Genomic DNA, 17,834 nt, shown 5'->3' on the forward strand with positions numbered 1-17,834 from the left:
CAGTTGAAGTGCGACTCTGGTATTAGAGCCGCCATTGATGATAGGTGTCAGCGATTAACGCTTGATATTAACGCTGCGAGGAAACCGGGTCAGACACTCATAACCTTGCGGCTGAACAACGATGGTTTCGGAGGTTTCCATCCCCCAACCTTTCATCCACATGCCCAGGATGATATGGAGCGTGGTGTTGCCTTCAATCGGCTCATGCTCCCCCGGACGTAAACTGATGACGTGCTCGCCCCAGTCTGGCGGCAGACCGATACCGATCGAGTAACCGATCCGACTGTCCTTGCGCAGTCCGTGCCGATTCAGGACTTGCTGCCAGGTGGCATGGACATCCGCCCCGCTGACCCCGGCTTTGACCATGGCCAGGACTTCATGCATGCCCTCCTCGACTGCAGCGGCGGTGTTGACCAACTCCGCAGGCGGGTTCGACCCCAGGTGAACCGTGCGCGCCAGGCCGGTGGTGTAATGCCGGCGAGCGCCGGCCAATTCAATGGCGACCGTCTGATTGTCGGTGAACTTCTCGTCGGTCCAGGCCGGATGCGCCGCGGACGCTTTTTCGCCAGCCAGGATGATCGGGCACAGCGCCGTGATATCACCGCCGAAAGGTGCATCCGGAGTAATCTGGGCCTTGTAGATTTCTGCAATGACGTCGGACTGGCGAACGCCTGGCCGGATCAGATCCTGAGCGACGCGCATCGCCCCTTGCACGATCACTGCGGCTTCGCGGTGGTACCGTATTTCGGTCTCGCTTTTTACGACCCGCACCCGGTTGACGAGTAAGTCGCAGTCCACGAACACAGCGTTGGGCAACTGCGCAATCAGGCAACTCAGGGAACGAGGCGAGAAGAAATAGCTGTCTGATTCGTAGCCGACCCGTCGTGCATTCGGCCAGCGGTTGGCAACGTACTCGCCGATGTATTGGCTGGGATGAATGTCCTTGCGCATGACGTAGTCTTCGGGATAGCCGATGACATGTTCTGCGCCCATCCAACTGGTCAGCGCGGCGCCGGGTGCATCCATGGCGCGGCCGATCCAGATCGGTTTGCTTTCCTGCAGACTGACGATCACGAACTGCGGCGTGTAGAACGACCAGTCTGCGGCACCTGTAAGCCAGAAGATATTGTTGGCATCTGCCACCAACAAGGTATCGACGGAAGCCTCCGCCATTCGATGTTTTACCTTTTGCAGACGGCTCTCGTATTCAGCGTCTGTGAAAAACGGGTCACTCATGATTCACCTCGTCTTATTTGAATTATGGGGGTGCCTAGCAACTCTAGTGGCAGGACGTGCCTGTCAGTTTTCCGGACTGGCAAACATCGCCAGAAAATCACCTTTCGTGATGTGGCCTCCGAAGTGACGGCCCAACAGAGTGCCCGTGACCGGTGCCAGGATTGCCTCAGGCTCTTTGTGCAAATTTTCGAAGTCATGGATGCGGGCAATCACCTGCCCGGCTTCCACCCCGTCACCCAGTTCGTGTGTGAACTCGATGAAGCCGCTGGTCTGCGCACTGACATAACCGTTGGCCTCGTTCTCCATGATTGAGACCGGTGTCGCAGGAGTCTTCATCGCAGCGTCATAGACGCCCGTGTGCACGAGGAAGTTGTGGGCGCCGTCTTGAGCCAGTTTGACGGTGGCCGCGGTGGTGGAACCGCCTCCGCCCAGTTCGGTAGACAGAAACAGTTTGCCCTTCTGCTCCACGGCGGTGTCCAGCATGCCTTCGTTGTCCAGCTCTTCCAGAATCAGACCGATCGGCGCACCGAAGGCGATCAACGCCTCGCGGGCACGCAATGTCTGAGCTTCGTCGGGCAACTGATGAGAGACCGCGAAGGGCTGGAAAAACATGGTCCGCCCACCCGCGTGTATATCCAGTACGGCGTCGGCGCGACTGATCAGCTCAGCTTCGACGAAGTGCGCAATCTGTTCGGTGATGGTCCCTTCTGCCCGACCCAGAAAGGCTCGGTTCATATTCAAACCATCGATGGGAGAAAGTCGGGTGCCGGATTTCAGCGCGGGATAGTTAAGGGCTGGAACGATGCAGATGGTTCCGGTGACACGTTGCACGTCAAGTGCCCGCGCCAGGTTGGACAAGGCGATCGGCCCCTCGTACTCATCACCGTGATTGCCCCCCGTCAGCAAAATGAACGGCCCTTTCCCGTTCTTGATGACAATCACCGGAATTTGCAGACTGCCCCATGCAGACTCGTTCCTGGACCAAGGAAAGTTGAGACTTCCGTACTGACGACCTGTCAGTTCCCAGTCTATTGTCAGCCGACCCTTGCTCTTCTTATTCATATGCCCTCGCAACCAACTCAGTGTCTCTATGCAACTACTGCCCTGGACAAATAATAGCCATTCCCACAAACCATATCCGACGATAAACACTCTGCTGAAGAGTAAATTCGTACAATATCGGCGATTAACGAGGAAAAGCTGCGTGATCCGGTAGCAGTTGCCAGTGGCGAAGTGGCCCATGAAAGTGGCTAAAAAGAAGAAACTGGGAGCGGGTGCGCTGGAGAATTGCGGGAGGATTACAGAAAGCTTGGGCTGCCCCGTAGGCTGCCGGTGCCTCGCTTGCCAGAGGCGATCGGAGGCTTTCGGGATATGGACAAATCAATCGAGGTTGATGGGTAACTCGAATCCGGCCTTTACTCGATCCATGACCACCAGTGTCTTGAAACTTTTGATATCCGAGTTCTCATAGAAAAACCGGCGCGTGAACTGTTCATAATCTTCCATGTTCCTGGACGTGATCACCAGGACGAAGTCCGAGTCACCCGTGACGTAGTAACCCGTCATAACTTCCGGCGTATTGCGAATGGACTTCTTGAACCGGTCAATAATGTCGGAGCGTTCTCGTTCCAATGTAACGAGCACCAGCATGAACACATTTCGCCCAACGGCTTTCGGCGAGACAATCGACACATCGCCTTCAATCACGCCCTCTTTGCGCAACGTCTTCAAGCGACGCTGGCAGGCAGTGGCTGACAACCCCACCAGATTGCCCAGCTCTTCCGAGGTGATCCGGTTGTTCTTTTGCACGGCGTTTAATATGTTGGCGTCGATTCGATCAAGAACAAACATTTGGCTTCCCCTCAGAGCAACACGACGACAGTGACAAGATGACGAGATCGGGAGCCGGATCCTCTCATACGGCCCCCCTGCTCGGCAAAGCCCGAGGGACATCAACAGGCTGCCAATACCCGGCGCGTCTTGTCACTTGCCCAGAAAAAAGGCCGGTACGAAACCGGCCTTGATTCATGACAGCGTCTGCGTGGTTTAGCGCAGCGCGCCTTCTTTGGCCAATTCGTCGATGACCTTTTGCACGGAGCGATGGGCGATATCGACCATCTGGTCCACGTCCTGCCTTGTGGCCACCAGTGGCGGTGCGAAGCCCAGGATTTCTCCGTGCGGCATCGCCCGTGCAATCAGGTTCAGATCGCGTGCTGCTTTGGAGATCCGGGCGCCAACCTTCAGTGCTGGGTCAAAGCGTTTTTTAGTCGCCGGGTCTGCGACGAATTCAATGGCGGCCATGAGACCCACACCACGCACCTCACCCACGATCGGCAGATGCCCGAATACTTCTTTGAGGCTGGTTTGCAGGTACTCACCAACACGGCCAGCATTGCCTGGGATGTCCTCACGCTCAACGATGTCGAGCACCGAATTCGCAGCGGCAACACAGATGGGATGGCCGGAGTACGTAAACCCATGTGAGAACGCCCCCACGCGATCCGCGCCCTCTTCCATGACCTTGTAGACTTTCTCGCCAACGATCGCCGCCGAGAGCGGCATGTAGGCCGAAGTGAGGCCTTTGGCAACGGTAATCAGATCAGGCTCCATGTCGTATTTATCGCAACCGAACATCGCCCCCGTACGGCCAAAACCGGTGATCACTTCGTCAGCTATCAACAGAATGTCGTACTTTTTCAGGATCGGCTGAATCGCTGCCCAGTACCCTTCAGGCGGAGGCGTGATACCGCCGGTACCCAGTACCGGTTCCGCGATGAAAGCACCGATGGTATCCGGGTCTTCACGCAGGATCAGCGCTTCGAGTTCCTGTGCGCGTCGGGCGGAAAATTGCAGTTCGGTTTCGCCAGCCAGGGTGTCCCAATAGTGATGGGGAACGCCCGTGCGCAAGATGCCCGATACCGGCAGGTCCATGTGATCGTGGTAGAAGTTCATGCCAGTCATGGAACCTGCAATCACCGAGCAACCGTGATAGCCACGATCACGCGTGATGATTTTTTTCTTCTTCGGCAAGCCGCGCAGGTTGTTGTAATACCACACCAGTTTCGCCTGGGTTTCGTTCGCGTCAGAGCCCGAGGTACCGTAGAACACCTTGCTCATTTTGCCAGGCGACATTTTCACCAAGCGATCAGACAGCTTCGCCAGTTCATCCGTGGTATGCGCGGCGTAGCTGTGATAGTAAGCCAGCTTGTGCGCCTGACGAGAGATAGCGTCGGCCACTTCAGTACGGCCATAACCGATGTTCATGCAATACAGGCCGGCAAACCCGTCGATGTATTCGCGGCCGGTGGAGTCAGTGATGCGAATCCCTTTGCCCGTTTCGATGATGGTCGGATCGCCCATTTTGCCAGAGGCAAAATCCTTCAGATTAGTGAAGGGATGAAGCACTGAATTACGATCCTGGGCTGCGGTGATATCGTGTTGATTTTTGTTCATTTGAGTATCTCCTTAACTTTCACAGGTTGCCAAAACAGACATATTTGATTTCCATGTACTCTTCCAGGCCGTGCTTCGAGCCTTCCCTTCCCAATCCGGACTGCTTCCATCCACCGAATGGAATGGGTGCCCCGGTAAACTTCGGCGTGTTGATCGCGACCATGCCGTACTGCAGGCGATCGGAAAGGCGAAGTGCACGCCGCAAATCGTTGGTGTACACATAAGCTGCTAATGCGAATTCAGAGTTGTTAGCGCGCTGCAGCACTTCTTCTTCCGTGTCAAAGACAAACACCGCTGCAACCGGCCCGAATGTCTCGTCCTGCGCAATGTCCATCTCGTCCGTTGCATCGGCCAGCACGGTAGGCTGCACGAAATTGCCGTTGATCTCGGTCCCCCCCACAACAAGGGTCGCGCCCAAGGACACAGCATTGATGATCTGGGCCTGACACTTAGCAGCCACGGAACTGCGCGTCATAGGGCCGATATCGACATTGGGACTCAGTCCATGGCCCACTCTCAGCGTCCTGACCTGCGCAGCAAGCGCCGCCACGAAATTGTCGTAATAGCCGCGCTGAACGTAGATCCTGTTGGCCGCCAGGCAGTCCTGACCGGACGTGGTGAACTTTGCGTTGATGCAAGCGGCCACTGCCTCATCAATCGATGCGTCGTCAAAAACAATGAAAGGGGCGTGGCCACCGAGTTCAAGCGATACCCGCTTGACCGTATCACCGGATGCCTTGAGCAGGATTTTCCCGACTTCAGTCGAACCGGTAAAACTGAAGGCGCGCACTTCAGGAAATTGAAGCAATCTTGCAGACTGGGCGACCGCATCGCCGGTCAGCACTTGGAACACACCAGCGGGCATGCCTGCTTCTTCGGCCAGTTTGGCCAACGCTAGCGCCGATAGCGGTGTTTCTGGCGCCGGTTTGACAATCATTGTGCAACCCGCAGCCAGTGCTGCACCCGCTTTGCGAGTAATCATCGCGCTGGGGAAATTCCATGGTGTGATCGCAACCGTCACGCCAATCGGCTGCAACTTCGTCAGCAACTGACTACCCACCAGATGGCTAGGTATGGTTTCGCCATAGCAGCGCTCGCCTTCCGCCGCAAACCAGTCGAGGAACGCGGCGCCATACGAAATCTCACCCAACGATTCCGCCAACGGCTTGCCCTGTTCTGCCGTCATGATGACGGCCAGGTCTTGGGCATGCCCGCGCATGAGCACCGCCCATTTACGCAAAATCAACCCGCGCTGAAGCGGCAATAGCTGTCCCCAACCAGAGAGTGCCGCACTGGCGGCCTCAACAGCCCGGTCGGCCCAGACAGGGCTGCAATGGGCCACCTGCGCAATGCGCTCCCCCGTGGCCGGATCGACAACGGCGAGCTTTCCGTCGGTATCCACCCACTCGCCGTTGATATACGCCCGCAGCTCCAGCAGATCCTTGCGAGTGAGGTTATTCAGTGCGTCTCTAGCAATATTGGTCATGGCAGTCATCTAGCGTTATGTCTATGGACACAAGCTTAGGGCCGCCACTGACTCGAAAACGTCAAAACTTAAAGTCTCTACGCATACTTGCTGCGTTATCCCGAGAATTACGCTCATTTTATGCAATCGTTTTTTCTCTGCAAAAAACTGGAATTCCCAGCGTCGCGTATTGCTCGGAACCGGCGAGAAACTGAATGAGGTTTCAAGCTAACGCTCTCACCGGAGTGTGTTTGCGAGAATTAGTACTGAAGCACTTTTGCCCTGCTTTGGAATTCAAGACGTACTCTCGCAGAACATGCAAAAATGAGTTCGGTCCGGTAGTGGCTGTCCATTCCTCACACCTTGAAAGACCTGCAGGTTGAGAAAATGATGGTGTGGCGGTCGCGGGCGATACGTAACTGAAATCCAAATTCATCCTACCCCACCTGGTCGTTCGGGCTCACTTGAGCAACCGGTGATTTGATCACTCCAGAGGATGCGGCCATAGTCGCCAGTGGGCGGGATTGGACAAGCTCGCAAATCGGGTGAAGACGTATTGGCGAAATTTTCATTGTCCTTGATATGGTTTAACGCTGTTTGATTGTGTCGTTCGCCACACTACAAGACGTGCAGTAGTCACAATTCCAAAAGCTCTACTGTCGAACCTATGACACTGCACCGGAGCGAAGGCAATTAAGGGAATTTGACGAGGTATTCAGGCATGCCTTGCACAATGCTCATTTAACGATCAATAGGCGACAAGCCGTTTGCACTGCGGCTCTCAGACCATTATCCACAGTTATATGCACTCATTCTGTGGATAATTCGACATCGGCGGAACTTAAGGTAGTCCTGAACCACGACGAGATGACTGGCGCACCACCCGGTCCATGAAAGGTTCGTGAAGAACGGACATGCATCTTGGTGAGCGGCGCGATTGAGCGACTGTTGCTACAACGCATCATGAACCGTGGTTAAAAGGCATCCTCGACTGGAGCATATGAATACCCTCCTTCATACGGAACGGGCGTTGGGCTGGAGCGCGTTCGAAAATTGCCGCCATTCTCTGACCATCACCGATGCGGGATCGGCGCCATCAGGTTGGGCATGGCGCGAAAGAATGATTACCGGCTGAAGGAAGTTGATCGCGCTACTGTGAGCTCAAGACATCTGTCCACTGATCGATAAAAGCAGCGCATTCGTTTCGTGAGTGGCGCCGCTTTTTCGACATCCGCATCGACGCTAACGCAATCAACATCCAACTATAAATCACTGGGAGCCGATTATTATTCCTTCTTGTAGGAAAAAAACAAATCTGGAGCCCTGCACCATCGTCCTGATCATGGCAATCGGATGCCTTGCACCTGTTGATCCGCATGATATGAAGAACGAACCAACGGACCCGACGCGACATTGCTGAACCCCATGCGCAAACCTTCCTCTGCCAGCCAGGCGAATACATCCGGGTGGACGAAACGCTGAACCGGCAAATGGCTGCGTGAAGGTTGCAGGTACTGCCCCAAGGTCAACATTTCAATACCGTGTTCACGCATGTGCTGCATGACTTCAATCACCTCGTCATCCGTCTCACCCAGCCCGAGCATCAAGCCGGACTTGGTGGGAACACCAGGCACGCGTTTCTTGAATTTTTCCAGCAGGTCCAACGACCAATCGAAATCCGAACCCGGGCGGGCCGCCTTGTACAGCCGCGGCACTGTTTCCAAATTGTGGTTGAACACATCTGGCGGCTCCTGCTCGGTGATGGCCAGGGCCACGTCCATACGCCCGCGGTAATCGGGAACCAAGGTTTCTAACTGCACGCCCGGTGAAAGCTTTCGAATCTCGCGAAGGCATTCAACAAAATGCCCTGCTCCGCCGTCTCGCAGATCGTCGCGATCCACCGAAGTGATTACGACGTACTTCAACCGCAAATCCGCAATGGCAGTCGCCAGGTTGCGTGGTTCATCGGCATCCAGCGGTTTCGGGCGCCCGTGCCCCACATCGCAGAACGGACAGCGGCGGGTACAGATGTCCCCCATGATCATGAAGGTGGCAGTGCCTCCACTGAAGCACTCGCCGAGGTTTGGACAAGAAGCCTCTTCACAGACGCTGTGCAATTTGTGCTTGCGCAACAATGCCTTGATCCTCGCGACTTCGGGCGACGTGGAGATCGGTACGCGAATCCAGTCCGGTTTGCGCGGGATGTCTTCGGTGGGAAGAATTTTTACCGGAATACGCGCGACCTTCTCCGCGCCCCGCAGCTTGACACCAGCCTGCAACGGCTCCGGCCGAAGATCAGCCTTTTGCATGTCTGTCATTGCCCAGCTCCCAGGAAAATAGCACCAGTGTTAACCACGGTAGTAACGCTGCGCCACAAACGGCGTTTTGACGACTTCCATGGCCACAGGCTTGCCCCGCACCAGCGCGAACACCTCCGTGCCGAGGACGGCATAGGCACTCTCTAAATAGCCCATCGCGACCGGCCCGTCGAAGCTGGGACCGAAACCACCGCTGGTGATTTGACCGATCAATTCTTGCTGCGCGTTGATGATCTGCGTCCCCTCACGTACAGGTGTGCGATCTTTCGGCAGGAACCCGACGCGCTTGCTGGCCACGCCATCGAGTTGCTGGGCAAGGATACGTTCCGCACCCGGGAAGCCGCCGGCACGGACACCATCGGCGCGTCGTGCTTTGGAAATGGCCCAAGTCAGGCTGGCTTCGATGGGCGTCGTGTCCGGGTTCATATCATGGCCGTACAGGCACAGACCCGCTTCTAGTCGCAATGAATCCCGGGCACCCAGGCCGATCGCCTTCACTTCTGGTTCGGCCAGGAGTGAACGGGTCAACGTGGCCGCCTGCTCGACCGGTACGGAAATTTCGTACCCGTCCTCACCGGTGTAGCCGGAGCGACTGACGTAGCAATCGACGCCAAGCAAGCGCACCTGCGCAAATTGCATGAACGTCATGCTTTTCACTTCAGGTGCCAGGCGCGCCAGCACATCGGCAGCGCGGGGCCCCTGAAGTGCGAGCAATGCACGGCTCTCGAACAGCGACTCGACCTCGCAATGGCCCTGCAAGTGTTTGCTCAGATGCGCCAAGTCCTGATCCTTGCAGGCGGCGTTTACCACCAAGAACAAATGGTCACCGGCGTTCGCCACCATCAAGTCATCGATAATGCCGCCGTCCTCATTGGTGAACAGTGCATAACGTTGCATGCCCACCGGCAGGTCGACGATGTCCACAGGCACCAGGGCTTCCAGCGCCTGGGCGGCACCGGCGCCGTGCAGGCGTATCTGCCCCATGTGCGATACATCGAACAGGCCTGCCTGTGCGCGCGTGTGTTGATGTTCTTTCATGACACCCAGCGGGTATTGCACCGGCATCTCGTAGCCCGCGAAGGGCACCATGCGTGCACCCAGTTCTAGGTGCAACGCATGCAATGGAGTGCGCAACAGTTCGTTATTGGACATGGTTAACTCCTGGCATGAATTGAACGGCGGTCAACATTCGATGAAGTTCACGGCCCAGCGACGGCGGGCCGTGTGCCTTGGGTCATCGAATGTTGATATTGATCAGGCCCCGTACACTGGGAACAACGCGCACAGACCGGCCACTTGCCGCGCGACATGAGCCTCGACGTCGGCATCGCCGAGGTTGTCCAGAATGTCGCAGATCCAGTTAGCCAACCCTACGCACTCAACAACCTTCAAGCCACGCGTGGTGACGGCGGGCGTACCGATGCGCAGACCGGACGTCACAAATGGAGATTGCGGGTCGTTAGGCACGGCATTTTTGTTAACTGTGATACGAGCACGACCCAGCGCAGCATCGGCGTCTTTGCCGGTAATGCCCTGACGGATAAGGCTGACCAGGAACAGGTGATTGTCAGTGCCACCGGACACAACGTCGTAGCCCCGCTGCTTGAACACTTCAGCCATGGCTTGTGCGTTCCTGATGACCTGCAGCTGGTAATCCGTGAAACCCGGCTCCAACGCCTCCTTGAAGCACACCGCCTTGGCGGCAATCACATGCATCAACGGCCCGCCCTGCCCGCCCGGAAACACGGCCGAGTTGAGCTTCTTCTCCAGTTCCGCATCGGCCTTGGCCAAAATCAGCCCACCGCGTGGACCGCGCAGGGTCTTGTGCGTGGTGGTGGTGACCACATCAGCGTACGGCAGTGGGTTCGGGTAGAGGCCGGCAGCCACCAGACCGGCGACATGCGCCATGTCAACGAACAGGTACGCCCCGACCTTGTCGGCAATGGCACGGAAACGTGGAAAGTCGAGGGTTTTGGAATAGGCGGAGAAACCGGCGACGATCATTTTCGGTCTGTGCTCAACCGCCAGGCGCTCGACCTCGTCATAGTCGATCAGGCCATTGGCATCGATGCCGTATTGCACGGCGTTGTACAGCTTGCCGGACGAGCTGACCTTCGCCCCGTGCGTAAGATGCCCGCCATGGGCCAGGCTCATGCCCAGGATCGTATCGCCGGCTTGCAGCAAGGCCAAATAGACCGCAGCATTGGCCTGAGAACCGGAGTGCGGCTGCACGTTGGCGTAGCCGGCACCGAACAACGCCTTGGCGCGATCGATCGCCAGTTGCTCGACCACGTCGACATGTTCACAACCACCATAGTAGCGCTTGCCGGGATAGCCCTCGGCGTACTTGTTGGTCAGTTCGGTACCCTGGGCTTCCATCACCTGCGGGCTGGTGTAGTTCTCGGAGGCGATCAATTCGATGTGGTCTTCCTGGCGCTTCACTTCGCGATTAATGGCCTCAGCGAGCACAGGGTCGAAATCGGACAGAGTCAGACTTTTATGGAACATGGTGAGCTTTCCTTTTTTGTTTGAGTAGACACAACGCACTCGCGCGAAGGCCCGGGCGAGATCCGGGCACAGTCATCAAGCGTCTTGGTAAATCGACATCGGTGGGCAGGCACAGGACAGGTTGCGGTCGCCATAAACGTTGTCGACACGACCGACCGGTGGCCAGTATTTGCTGTCGCGTAGCGACTCGAGCGGGTACACCGCCAATTCCCGGCTGTAGCAATGCCCCCATTCACCGACCAGTTCGGCGGCAGTGTGCGGAGCGTTTTTCAGCGGGTTGTCGTGCGAATCGAGTTCGCCACTTTCCACGGCACGAATTTCTTCGCGGATGCAGATCATCGCGTCGCAGAAGCGGTCCAACTCTTCCATGGATTCACTCTCGGTCGGCTCGACCATCAGCGTGCCCGCCACCGGGAACGACATGGTCGGAGCATGGAAACCGAAGTCGATCAGACGCTTGGCCACGTCTTCCACGCTGATGCCGCTGGTCTCCTTGAGCGGGCGCAAATCGAGGATGCATTCGTGCGCGACCAAGCCGTTTTCGCCGGTGTATAGCACCGGGTAATGATCCTCTAGCCGCCGGGCAATGTAGTTGGCGCTGAGGATGGCCAGTTGCGACGCACGCTTGAGGCCTTCCCCGCCCATCATGCGCATGTACATCCAGGTGATCGGCAGGATGCTGGCGCTGCCGAAGGCCGCGGCGCTGACGGCGCCTTGCTTGCGCGCCATGGTTTCGTGCCCTGGCAGGAACGGCGCCAGGTGTGCCTTGACACCGATCGGTCCAACGCCTGGCCCGCCACCGCCGTGGGGAATGCAGAAGGTCTTGTGCAAATTCAGGTGCGAGACATCACCACCAAACTTGCCCGGTGCGCAGAGCCCCACCATGGCGTTCATGTTGGCACCATCGATATACACCTGGCCGCCGCGCTCATGCACGATAGCGCAGATTTGCCGGATGCCGTCTTCAAACACTCCATGGGTCGATGGGTAGGTAATCATCAATGCCGCCAAGCGCTCTTCGTGCAGTTGCGCCTTGTACTCAAGGTCGGCGATATCGACGTTGCCCCTGGCATCACAATCGACCACGACTACGCGCATACCGGCCATTTGTGCGGTGGCCGGGTTAGTGCCGTGGGCCGACGAAGGAATCAGACAGACGTCGCGATTGGCTTCGCCACGACTGGCGTGATACGCACGAATGGCGAGCAGCCCTGCGTACTCGCCCTGCGAGCCTGCATTGGGTTGCAACGACATGGCGTCGTAACCCGTAGCCGCGCACAGCATCTGCTCCAGCTCCTTGATCAGTTGCTGATAACCCCGGGTTTGCTCGCCAGGCGCGAACGGATGCAAGGCGCCAAACTCGGGCCAGGTGATCGGGATCATTTCGCTGGCGGCATTGAGCTTCATGGTGCAGGAGCCCAACGGAATCATGGTGCGATCGAGCGCCAGGTCCTTGTCCGCCAGTCTGCGCAGGTAGCGCATCAGCTCGGTTTCCGAGTGATAACGATTGAACACTTCGTGCTGCAAGATCGGTGTCTCACGCAACAACGACAGTGGCAGGCAATCGCCAGTGGTTTTCGCCAGGGCGAGGAAGTCCGGCAGCGACTGTCCTTTGACTGCAAACACGGCCCACAGCGCCTCTACGCTTTGTTGCTCGCAGGTTTCGTCCAGCGACAGACCGACGCGAGGTGGGTCGATGACACGTAGGTTGATTCCCGCCGACCTGGCCGCGTCATGCACGGCTTGCACCGGGATTGACGGCACGACACTGAGGGTGTCGAAGAAATGCTGTTGCTCAACCCGATGCCCCAGTTGTTCCAGGCCCTGGGCCAGGATCGACGTCAAGCGATGCACACGGCGGGCGATGTCTGTCAGGCCTTTGGGGCCATGGTAGACCGCGTACATGCTGGCGATATTGGCCAGTAGCACTTGCGCGGTGCAGATGTTGCTCGTGGCTTTCTCACGACGAATGTGTTGTTCACGGGTTTGCATCGCCAGGCGCAGCGCCGGGTTGCCATGGTGGTCGATGGAAATGCCTACCAGGCGCCCGGGCATGTCGCGCTTGAAGCCATCGCGTGTCGCAAAGTAAGCGGCGTGCGGGCCACCGAAACCCAAGGGCACGCCGAAGCGTTGGGCACTGCCCAACACCACATCGGCACCAAATTCACCTGGCGGTGTCAGCAGGGTCAATGCCAGCAGATCGGCCGCCACCGCCACCAATGCACCGGCCTGGTGGGCGCGCTCGACCAGCGAACGATGATCGACAATCTCGCCGGTACTGGCCGGGTATTGCAACAGCAGGCCAAAATACCCGTCGAGCCCTTCTTTCTCCAGTTCGGACTCGTCGCCGATCACAATCTCGATGTTTAACGGTTCGGAACGGGTGCGCAGAACGTCGAGGGTCTGCGGATGGCAGTGGCGCGAGACAAAAAAAGCCGGCGCTTTGTTTTTTGCCAGGCGCTTGCAGAAGGTCATGGCTTCGGCGGCGGCAGTCGCTTCATCGAGCAACGAGGCGTTGGCAATTTCCATCCCGGTTAAGTCGCTGATCAAAGTCTGGAAATTCAGCAGCGCTTCCAGTCGACCTTGGGAAATTTCCGGTTGATATGGTGTGTACGCGGTGTACCAACCCGGGTTCTCCAGCAGGTTGCGCAGGATCGGCGTCGGCGTATGGCAAGGGTAATAGCCTTGGCCGATGTGGGTGCGCAACAGCTGGTTCTTGCCGGCGACGGTCTTGATCGCGGCCAGGGCCTCGGCTTCGCCCTGCCCCGCCGATAACTCGAGCACACTGGTGCCCTTGATGCTCTGCGGAACGACGCTGTCGATCAGGGTTTCCAGCGAGTCATGACCGATCAGCGTCAACATGGCGCTAATGTCTTCGTCGCGAGGACCGATGTGGCGGGCAATGAATTCGTTGTCCGTGCCCAAGGGAATCTGTGGCTTGTTCATCTCTACCCCCGGCTCAGGCGTTTTCGGCCAGGAAACGGTCATAGCCTTCCTGATCCATCAGATCGTTGAAAGCATCAAGATTGTCGACACGGATACGGAAGAACCAGCCATCGTTCATCGGCGAGGCATTGACCTGCTCGGGGTCATCGGCCAGCGCCTGGTTGACCGCGACCACATCGCCGGTCAATGGCATGCTGATATTACTCGCGGCTTTCACCGACTCCAGCACCGCCACCTCATGTCCTTCGGCAAAGGGCCCCAGGTCTGGCAATTGCACGAAAACCACGTCGCCCAATGCCTCTTGAGCAAAGTTTGTAATGCCGACTGTCAATTCGCCGGAAGCTTCCAGACGTAACCATTCATGCTCGGAAGTGAAACGCAGCGTGCTCATGGATTTTCCTCTTGTTATCAATGTGTCCAATGTTAGGACGAACAGGCCGGCGAAAAGTCGGCTGGGTTGATAGAACAAGAGCAAAGACGATGCCATCTACATATTGCTATATATATCAGTGGGTTATTTTATTAATGAGAACAAATACAGGTTGTGCGGATCGAATTCGTTCCAGGCAGCAGACTGGCTTCATCTTGGCGGCGAGGCCAAATCCAAGGCACGCGGCGCTTAACCGCCATTGGAGCGAAAACGCTCCGGCGGAACGTTTTCGAACCGCGTAACCCCAACAGGCGAAAGCTACGATCGCGAGCCGATCCCGTATTTGCGTAGCCGCTGTCCAATCGCGGTGTGCGAGGTTTGCAGCCGATGTGCCAATTGACGGGTTGAGGGATACGCCAGATAAAATCTCTCCAACAACGATTTCTCGAAGTCCTGCACCGCCGCTTCCAGACTGACCACCGCTTCGGAATCTGCCTTCTGACTGATCAGCTCAGTACCGGCCAGCTCAAGCCCATCGCAGTCAATCACATCCCCTTCGCAGATTGCGGCCGCTCGAAAAATGACGTTCTGCAACTGGCGAACATTCCCTGACCATCGATTGTTCAGTAACAGCGGATAGGTCGATGGCGCCAGACAACAGGACGAACGTTGAATTTGTTCGCAAGCCTGGCGCAAGAAGTGTTCAGCCAACAGCAGGATATCCTGCCCACGCTCGCGAAGCGCCGGCACCGTCAGATTCAGGACGTTGAGTCGGTAAAAGAGATCTTCGCGGAAACTACCTTCTGCCACCATGCGTTCCAGATTGCGGTGGGTGGCGCACAGGACCCGCACGCTGACATGCACCTCGCGATCGCCACCGACACGGCGGAAGCAGCCATCACTAAGAAAACGCAGCAATTTGGCTTGCAAGTATGGCGACATTTCGCCAACTTCATCGAGAAACACCGTGCCTCGATCCGATAGCTCCAACAACCCCGGCTTACCACCGCGCTGTGCGCCTGTAAACGCACCCGCTGCATAGCCAAACAGTTCACTTTCGGCCAGGCTTTCCGGCAGCGCAGCGCAGTTCAGAGCCAAAAATGGCGCGTCGCGTCGAGCACTCATGGTATGACAAGCTCTCGCGACAAGCTCTTTACCCGTTCCCGTCTCACCCTGAATCAACAACGGTGCGTCGAGGCCGGCCACTTTATGCAGTCGCGTCTTGAGCTGTTCAAGCACAGGCGATTTTCCAAGCAATGCTCCCAGACCTTCCGCGTGATCGTGATGCAGCGAAGCTAGGCGCTCTCCGATACGGCTCGGGGGGTAAAGCGTCAACAAACCACCCGCGAGCAAACGTGCGCTTTGAGTTGTGCCTATGATTGGAGTGGCGTCAAGCAAAAGGTCATGCCCCTTGAAATTTACCTCGCACATCGGCAACCGAAAGTTTTTTTCGACCAAGGATTTTGCCAAGTCCGGCGCCGCGAACAAATTTGAAAGGGGCTCACCCGTCGGATCGCTGCCATAAAGACTGACCAATTTGTGATTGGCCAACAGGACGTAACCACCCGGATCCACCGCCAATACCGGATCGCTCATGGCGGCCAACAGCGCATCAAGTTGAAGACGGCGACGTTGACCCGGGAGCATGTCGACAAGCTCCACAGCTTTGACTCCCTCTACCCGTAATAGCGCGTAATTTAGCTCGTCCAGCACCGTCTGGCTGAGGTCCGGCGCATCTATGTAGACGTTAGGTGGGATCATCTCCACCGCGTCCAAGTTGAGGTTACGCGCACCGAGCAACGCCAGGACTTCCTGGGTAATACCGACGCGATCAGTGAACGTGACGTGAATTCGCATGATGCGCCTCGGGCAGAGGTGGAAAAGTTTGAAGCTTCGCGATCAGCGAAGATCCTTCCGGTAACAGCTTGTTCAAACGCTATCCATTTTTGGGCGTAAGCGCTTGAAGTGACACGCAGTATGAAATGAACTGCCTGAGAGATTCCATTCACTTTACGGGTGACGCCTGCTTTTCGCTGACCCCAACCGTCTAGCCAGCGTTAGCGCTCTGACGACTCTATTTACCTATAAAACTGATGATCTTTCACTCATGGATAGAACCCTGAACAGATAAGCCGCAGAACGCTTAAGAAAGGAACTGCTGCCTGAGCGGTAAGGTTTTTTGTTATTTTCGAATGTCGACGCCGCGCAACTCAATTGTGGGATTAAGAGGCAGTCCCGATTTCGATGTCAAACTACCATCCAAAAAGCAGATGCCGAGCAGGTTTCTATGCTGAGGACATTATTGGTTTGAGGCGCTCATGCACAGGCAACCGGACACACGGTATAACCGCGTATTCCGGTTAATCGCGACGATCAGCTATACAAGAAAGTCTTATCGTTTTTTAATAGATAACGAGGCGCAACAGCCCATACGTCCAGAGCGATGGCGTGTGTTAAAAGGCGCGCACCATCGTCGTTAATGGTGGAGGCCTGAAGGTGATTTGCGGGACCTTTGCGGTTCCACTACGCCGAAATACTCCGCAGCCCTTGGTAGCAGATAACAAGAAGGGCCTCAAAAGGCCCTTTTGCATTCAAATTTACATTACTTACTCAGCCAAGATTCGACTTTGTCTGAGCCATATTTGGTTTTCCATTCTTTCAACGTCTTATGGTTCCCACCTTTGGTTTCCACAACCTCACCAGACTCTGGATTTTTGTAAATTTTCACTTGCCTAGGCTTACGGCTGCCGGATTTAGTTTCGGCCATTGGAGCGCGGCGACCAGCTTGTGGATCGAGCAAATTGATGACGTCCTTTAAGCTGTAGCCGTACTTGGCCAGAAGGTCACGCAGCTTCGATTCGAATTCGATTTCTTTCTTGAGACCAGCATCACCCTTGAGGGCTTCTAGCGCTTGAAGCTGTTCGGCGAGATGTTTTTCGAGCTGACGAAATTCTGCTAGTTTGGACATAGGAAATCTCTACGTGATTAGTTCCTAAACAATACACCAAAAACAAAACTTTGAAATCCATGCATTCAAACGTCACCTTTCATCAAACATTTGAATCAGGGAAATCGCCACGGGTGTTCTACTAAAAAACATGAGACAAGCAGAGTAGCTGACGAATATTTTAGCTGCCAGTGACCATGCTTTGGTGACGTCGTGGTTTGAGCTCTAACCGACGACTACGCTCCGTTGAGACAGTGCGACAACCATGTACGGACCGATAATCGGTCAAGAGAGCGTAAAAACAGTTCTATTAGCTATGCAAAAGAAATGGGAGCGACGTTATACCGCTCCCACATCAACTGTCGAGCCCGCTTAGCAGACTAACAGCACTTCGGCCCGGCCTTGCTTCCGTAGCGGGCTTCCTGCCGTTCCCGGAAGAACATCTCGTAGTCCATCACCGGTTTGTCCGGGTGTTTGGTTTGCATATGCTCGACGTAGTTGTCGTAGTCGGGCATCCCGACCATCAGGCGCGCGGCCTGACCGAGGTATTTACCGAGGCGACTCAGGTCATTGAACATGCTGCAATCCTCG

13 protein-coding genes are annotated in these 17,834 nt (G+C 56.3%); all 13 read right to left on the reverse strand.

Annotated elements, in window-relative coordinates; genetic code table 11:
• Positions 1–54: 54 nt before the first annotated feature.
• Positions 55–1,236: a M24 family metallopeptidase gene (locus IB254_RS15980; protein ID WP_225602374.1), complete on the reverse strand. Its 1,182-nt coding sequence runs from the start codon at positions 1,234–1,236 to the stop codon at positions 55–57.
• 63 nt (positions 1,237–1,299) lie between these two features.
• Positions 1,300–2,478: a succinylglutamate desuccinylase/aspartoacylase family protein gene (locus IB254_RS15985; protein WP_225602375.1), complete on the reverse strand. Its 1,179-nt coding sequence runs from the start codon at positions 2,476–2,478 to the stop codon at positions 1,300–1,302.
• A gap of 138 nt (positions 2,479–2,616) precedes the next feature.
• A complete protein-coding gene (locus tag IB254_RS15990) occupies positions 2,617–3,087 on the reverse strand; it encodes an Lrp/AsnC family transcriptional regulator (RefSeq protein WP_192418032.1) in 471 nt (156 codons plus the stop codon).
• A 195-nt stretch (positions 3,088–3,282) separates the two neighbouring features.
• Positions 3,283–4,689, reverse strand: a complete 1,407-nt coding sequence (locus tag IB254_RS15995) for an aminotransferase (protein WP_192418033.1) — start codon at positions 4,687–4,689, stop codon at positions 3,283–3,285.
• Between the two features lie 19 nt (positions 4,690–4,708).
• The gene (locus tag IB254_RS16000) at positions 4,709–6,175 is read right to left on the reverse strand and encodes an NAD-dependent succinate-semialdehyde dehydrogenase (protein ID WP_192418034.1); all 1,467 of its coding nucleotides are present in this window, start codon (positions 6,173–6,175) and stop codon (positions 4,709–4,711) included.
• Positions 6,176–7,494: 1,319 nt separating this feature from the next.
• The gene (gene lipA / locus IB254_RS16005; RefSeq protein ID WP_192418035.1) at positions 7,495–8,472 is read right to left on the reverse strand and encodes a lipoyl synthase; all 978 of its coding nucleotides are present in this window, start codon (positions 8,470–8,472) and stop codon (positions 7,495–7,497) included.
• A gap of 30 nt (positions 8,473–8,502) precedes the next feature.
• On the reverse strand, positions 8,503–9,624 hold the full coding sequence (gene gcvT, locus IB254_RS16010; RefSeq protein WP_192418036.1) for a glycine cleavage system aminomethyltransferase GcvT: 1,122 nt from the start codon (positions 9,622–9,624) through the stop codon (positions 8,503–8,505).
• 102 nt (positions 9,625–9,726) lie between these two features.
• Positions 9,727–10,980 (reverse strand): serine hydroxymethyltransferase, encoded by a 1,254-nt coding sequence (gene glyA / locus IB254_RS16015; protein WP_192418037.1) that lies wholly within the window; start codon positions 10,978–10,980, stop codon positions 9,727–9,729.
• A gap of 75 nt (positions 10,981–11,055) precedes the next feature.
• Entirely contained in the window at positions 11,056–13,926 is a 2,871-nt protein-coding gene (gcvP, locus tag IB254_RS16020) for an aminomethyl-transferring glycine dehydrogenase (RefSeq protein ID WP_192418092.1), read from the reverse strand.
• 13 nt (positions 13,927–13,939) lie between these two features.
• Complete coding sequence (gcvH, locus tag IB254_RS16025) at positions 13,940–14,317, reverse strand: glycine cleavage system protein GcvH (RefSeq protein ID WP_192418038.1); 378 nt, start codon at positions 14,315–14,317, stop codon at positions 13,940–13,942.
• 297 nt (positions 14,318–14,614) lie between these two features.
• Positions 14,615–16,153, reverse strand: coding sequence for a sigma-54-dependent transcriptional regulator (locus tag IB254_RS16030; RefSeq protein ID WP_192418039.1), 1,539 nt, complete (start codon positions 16,151–16,153; stop codon positions 14,615–14,617).
• 745 nt (positions 16,154–16,898) lie between these two features.
• Entirely contained in the window at positions 16,899–17,264 is a 366-nt protein-coding gene (locus tag IB254_RS16035; protein ID WP_192418040.1) for a histone-like nucleoid-structuring protein, MvaT/MvaU family, read from the reverse strand.
• A gap of 359 nt (positions 17,265–17,623) precedes the next feature.
• Positions 17,624–17,821, reverse strand: a complete 198-nt coding sequence (locus IB254_RS16040; protein WP_054050768.1) for a YbdD/YjiX family protein — start codon at positions 17,819–17,821, stop codon at positions 17,624–17,626.
• Between the last annotated feature and the right edge of the window lie 13 nt (positions 17,822–17,834).

It is taken from the genome of Pseudomonas sp. PDM03 (assembly GCF_014852385.1).
GTDB classification, from domain to species: domain Bacteria; phylum Pseudomonadota; class Gammaproteobacteria; order Pseudomonadales; family Pseudomonadaceae; genus Aquipseudomonas; species Aquipseudomonas migulae.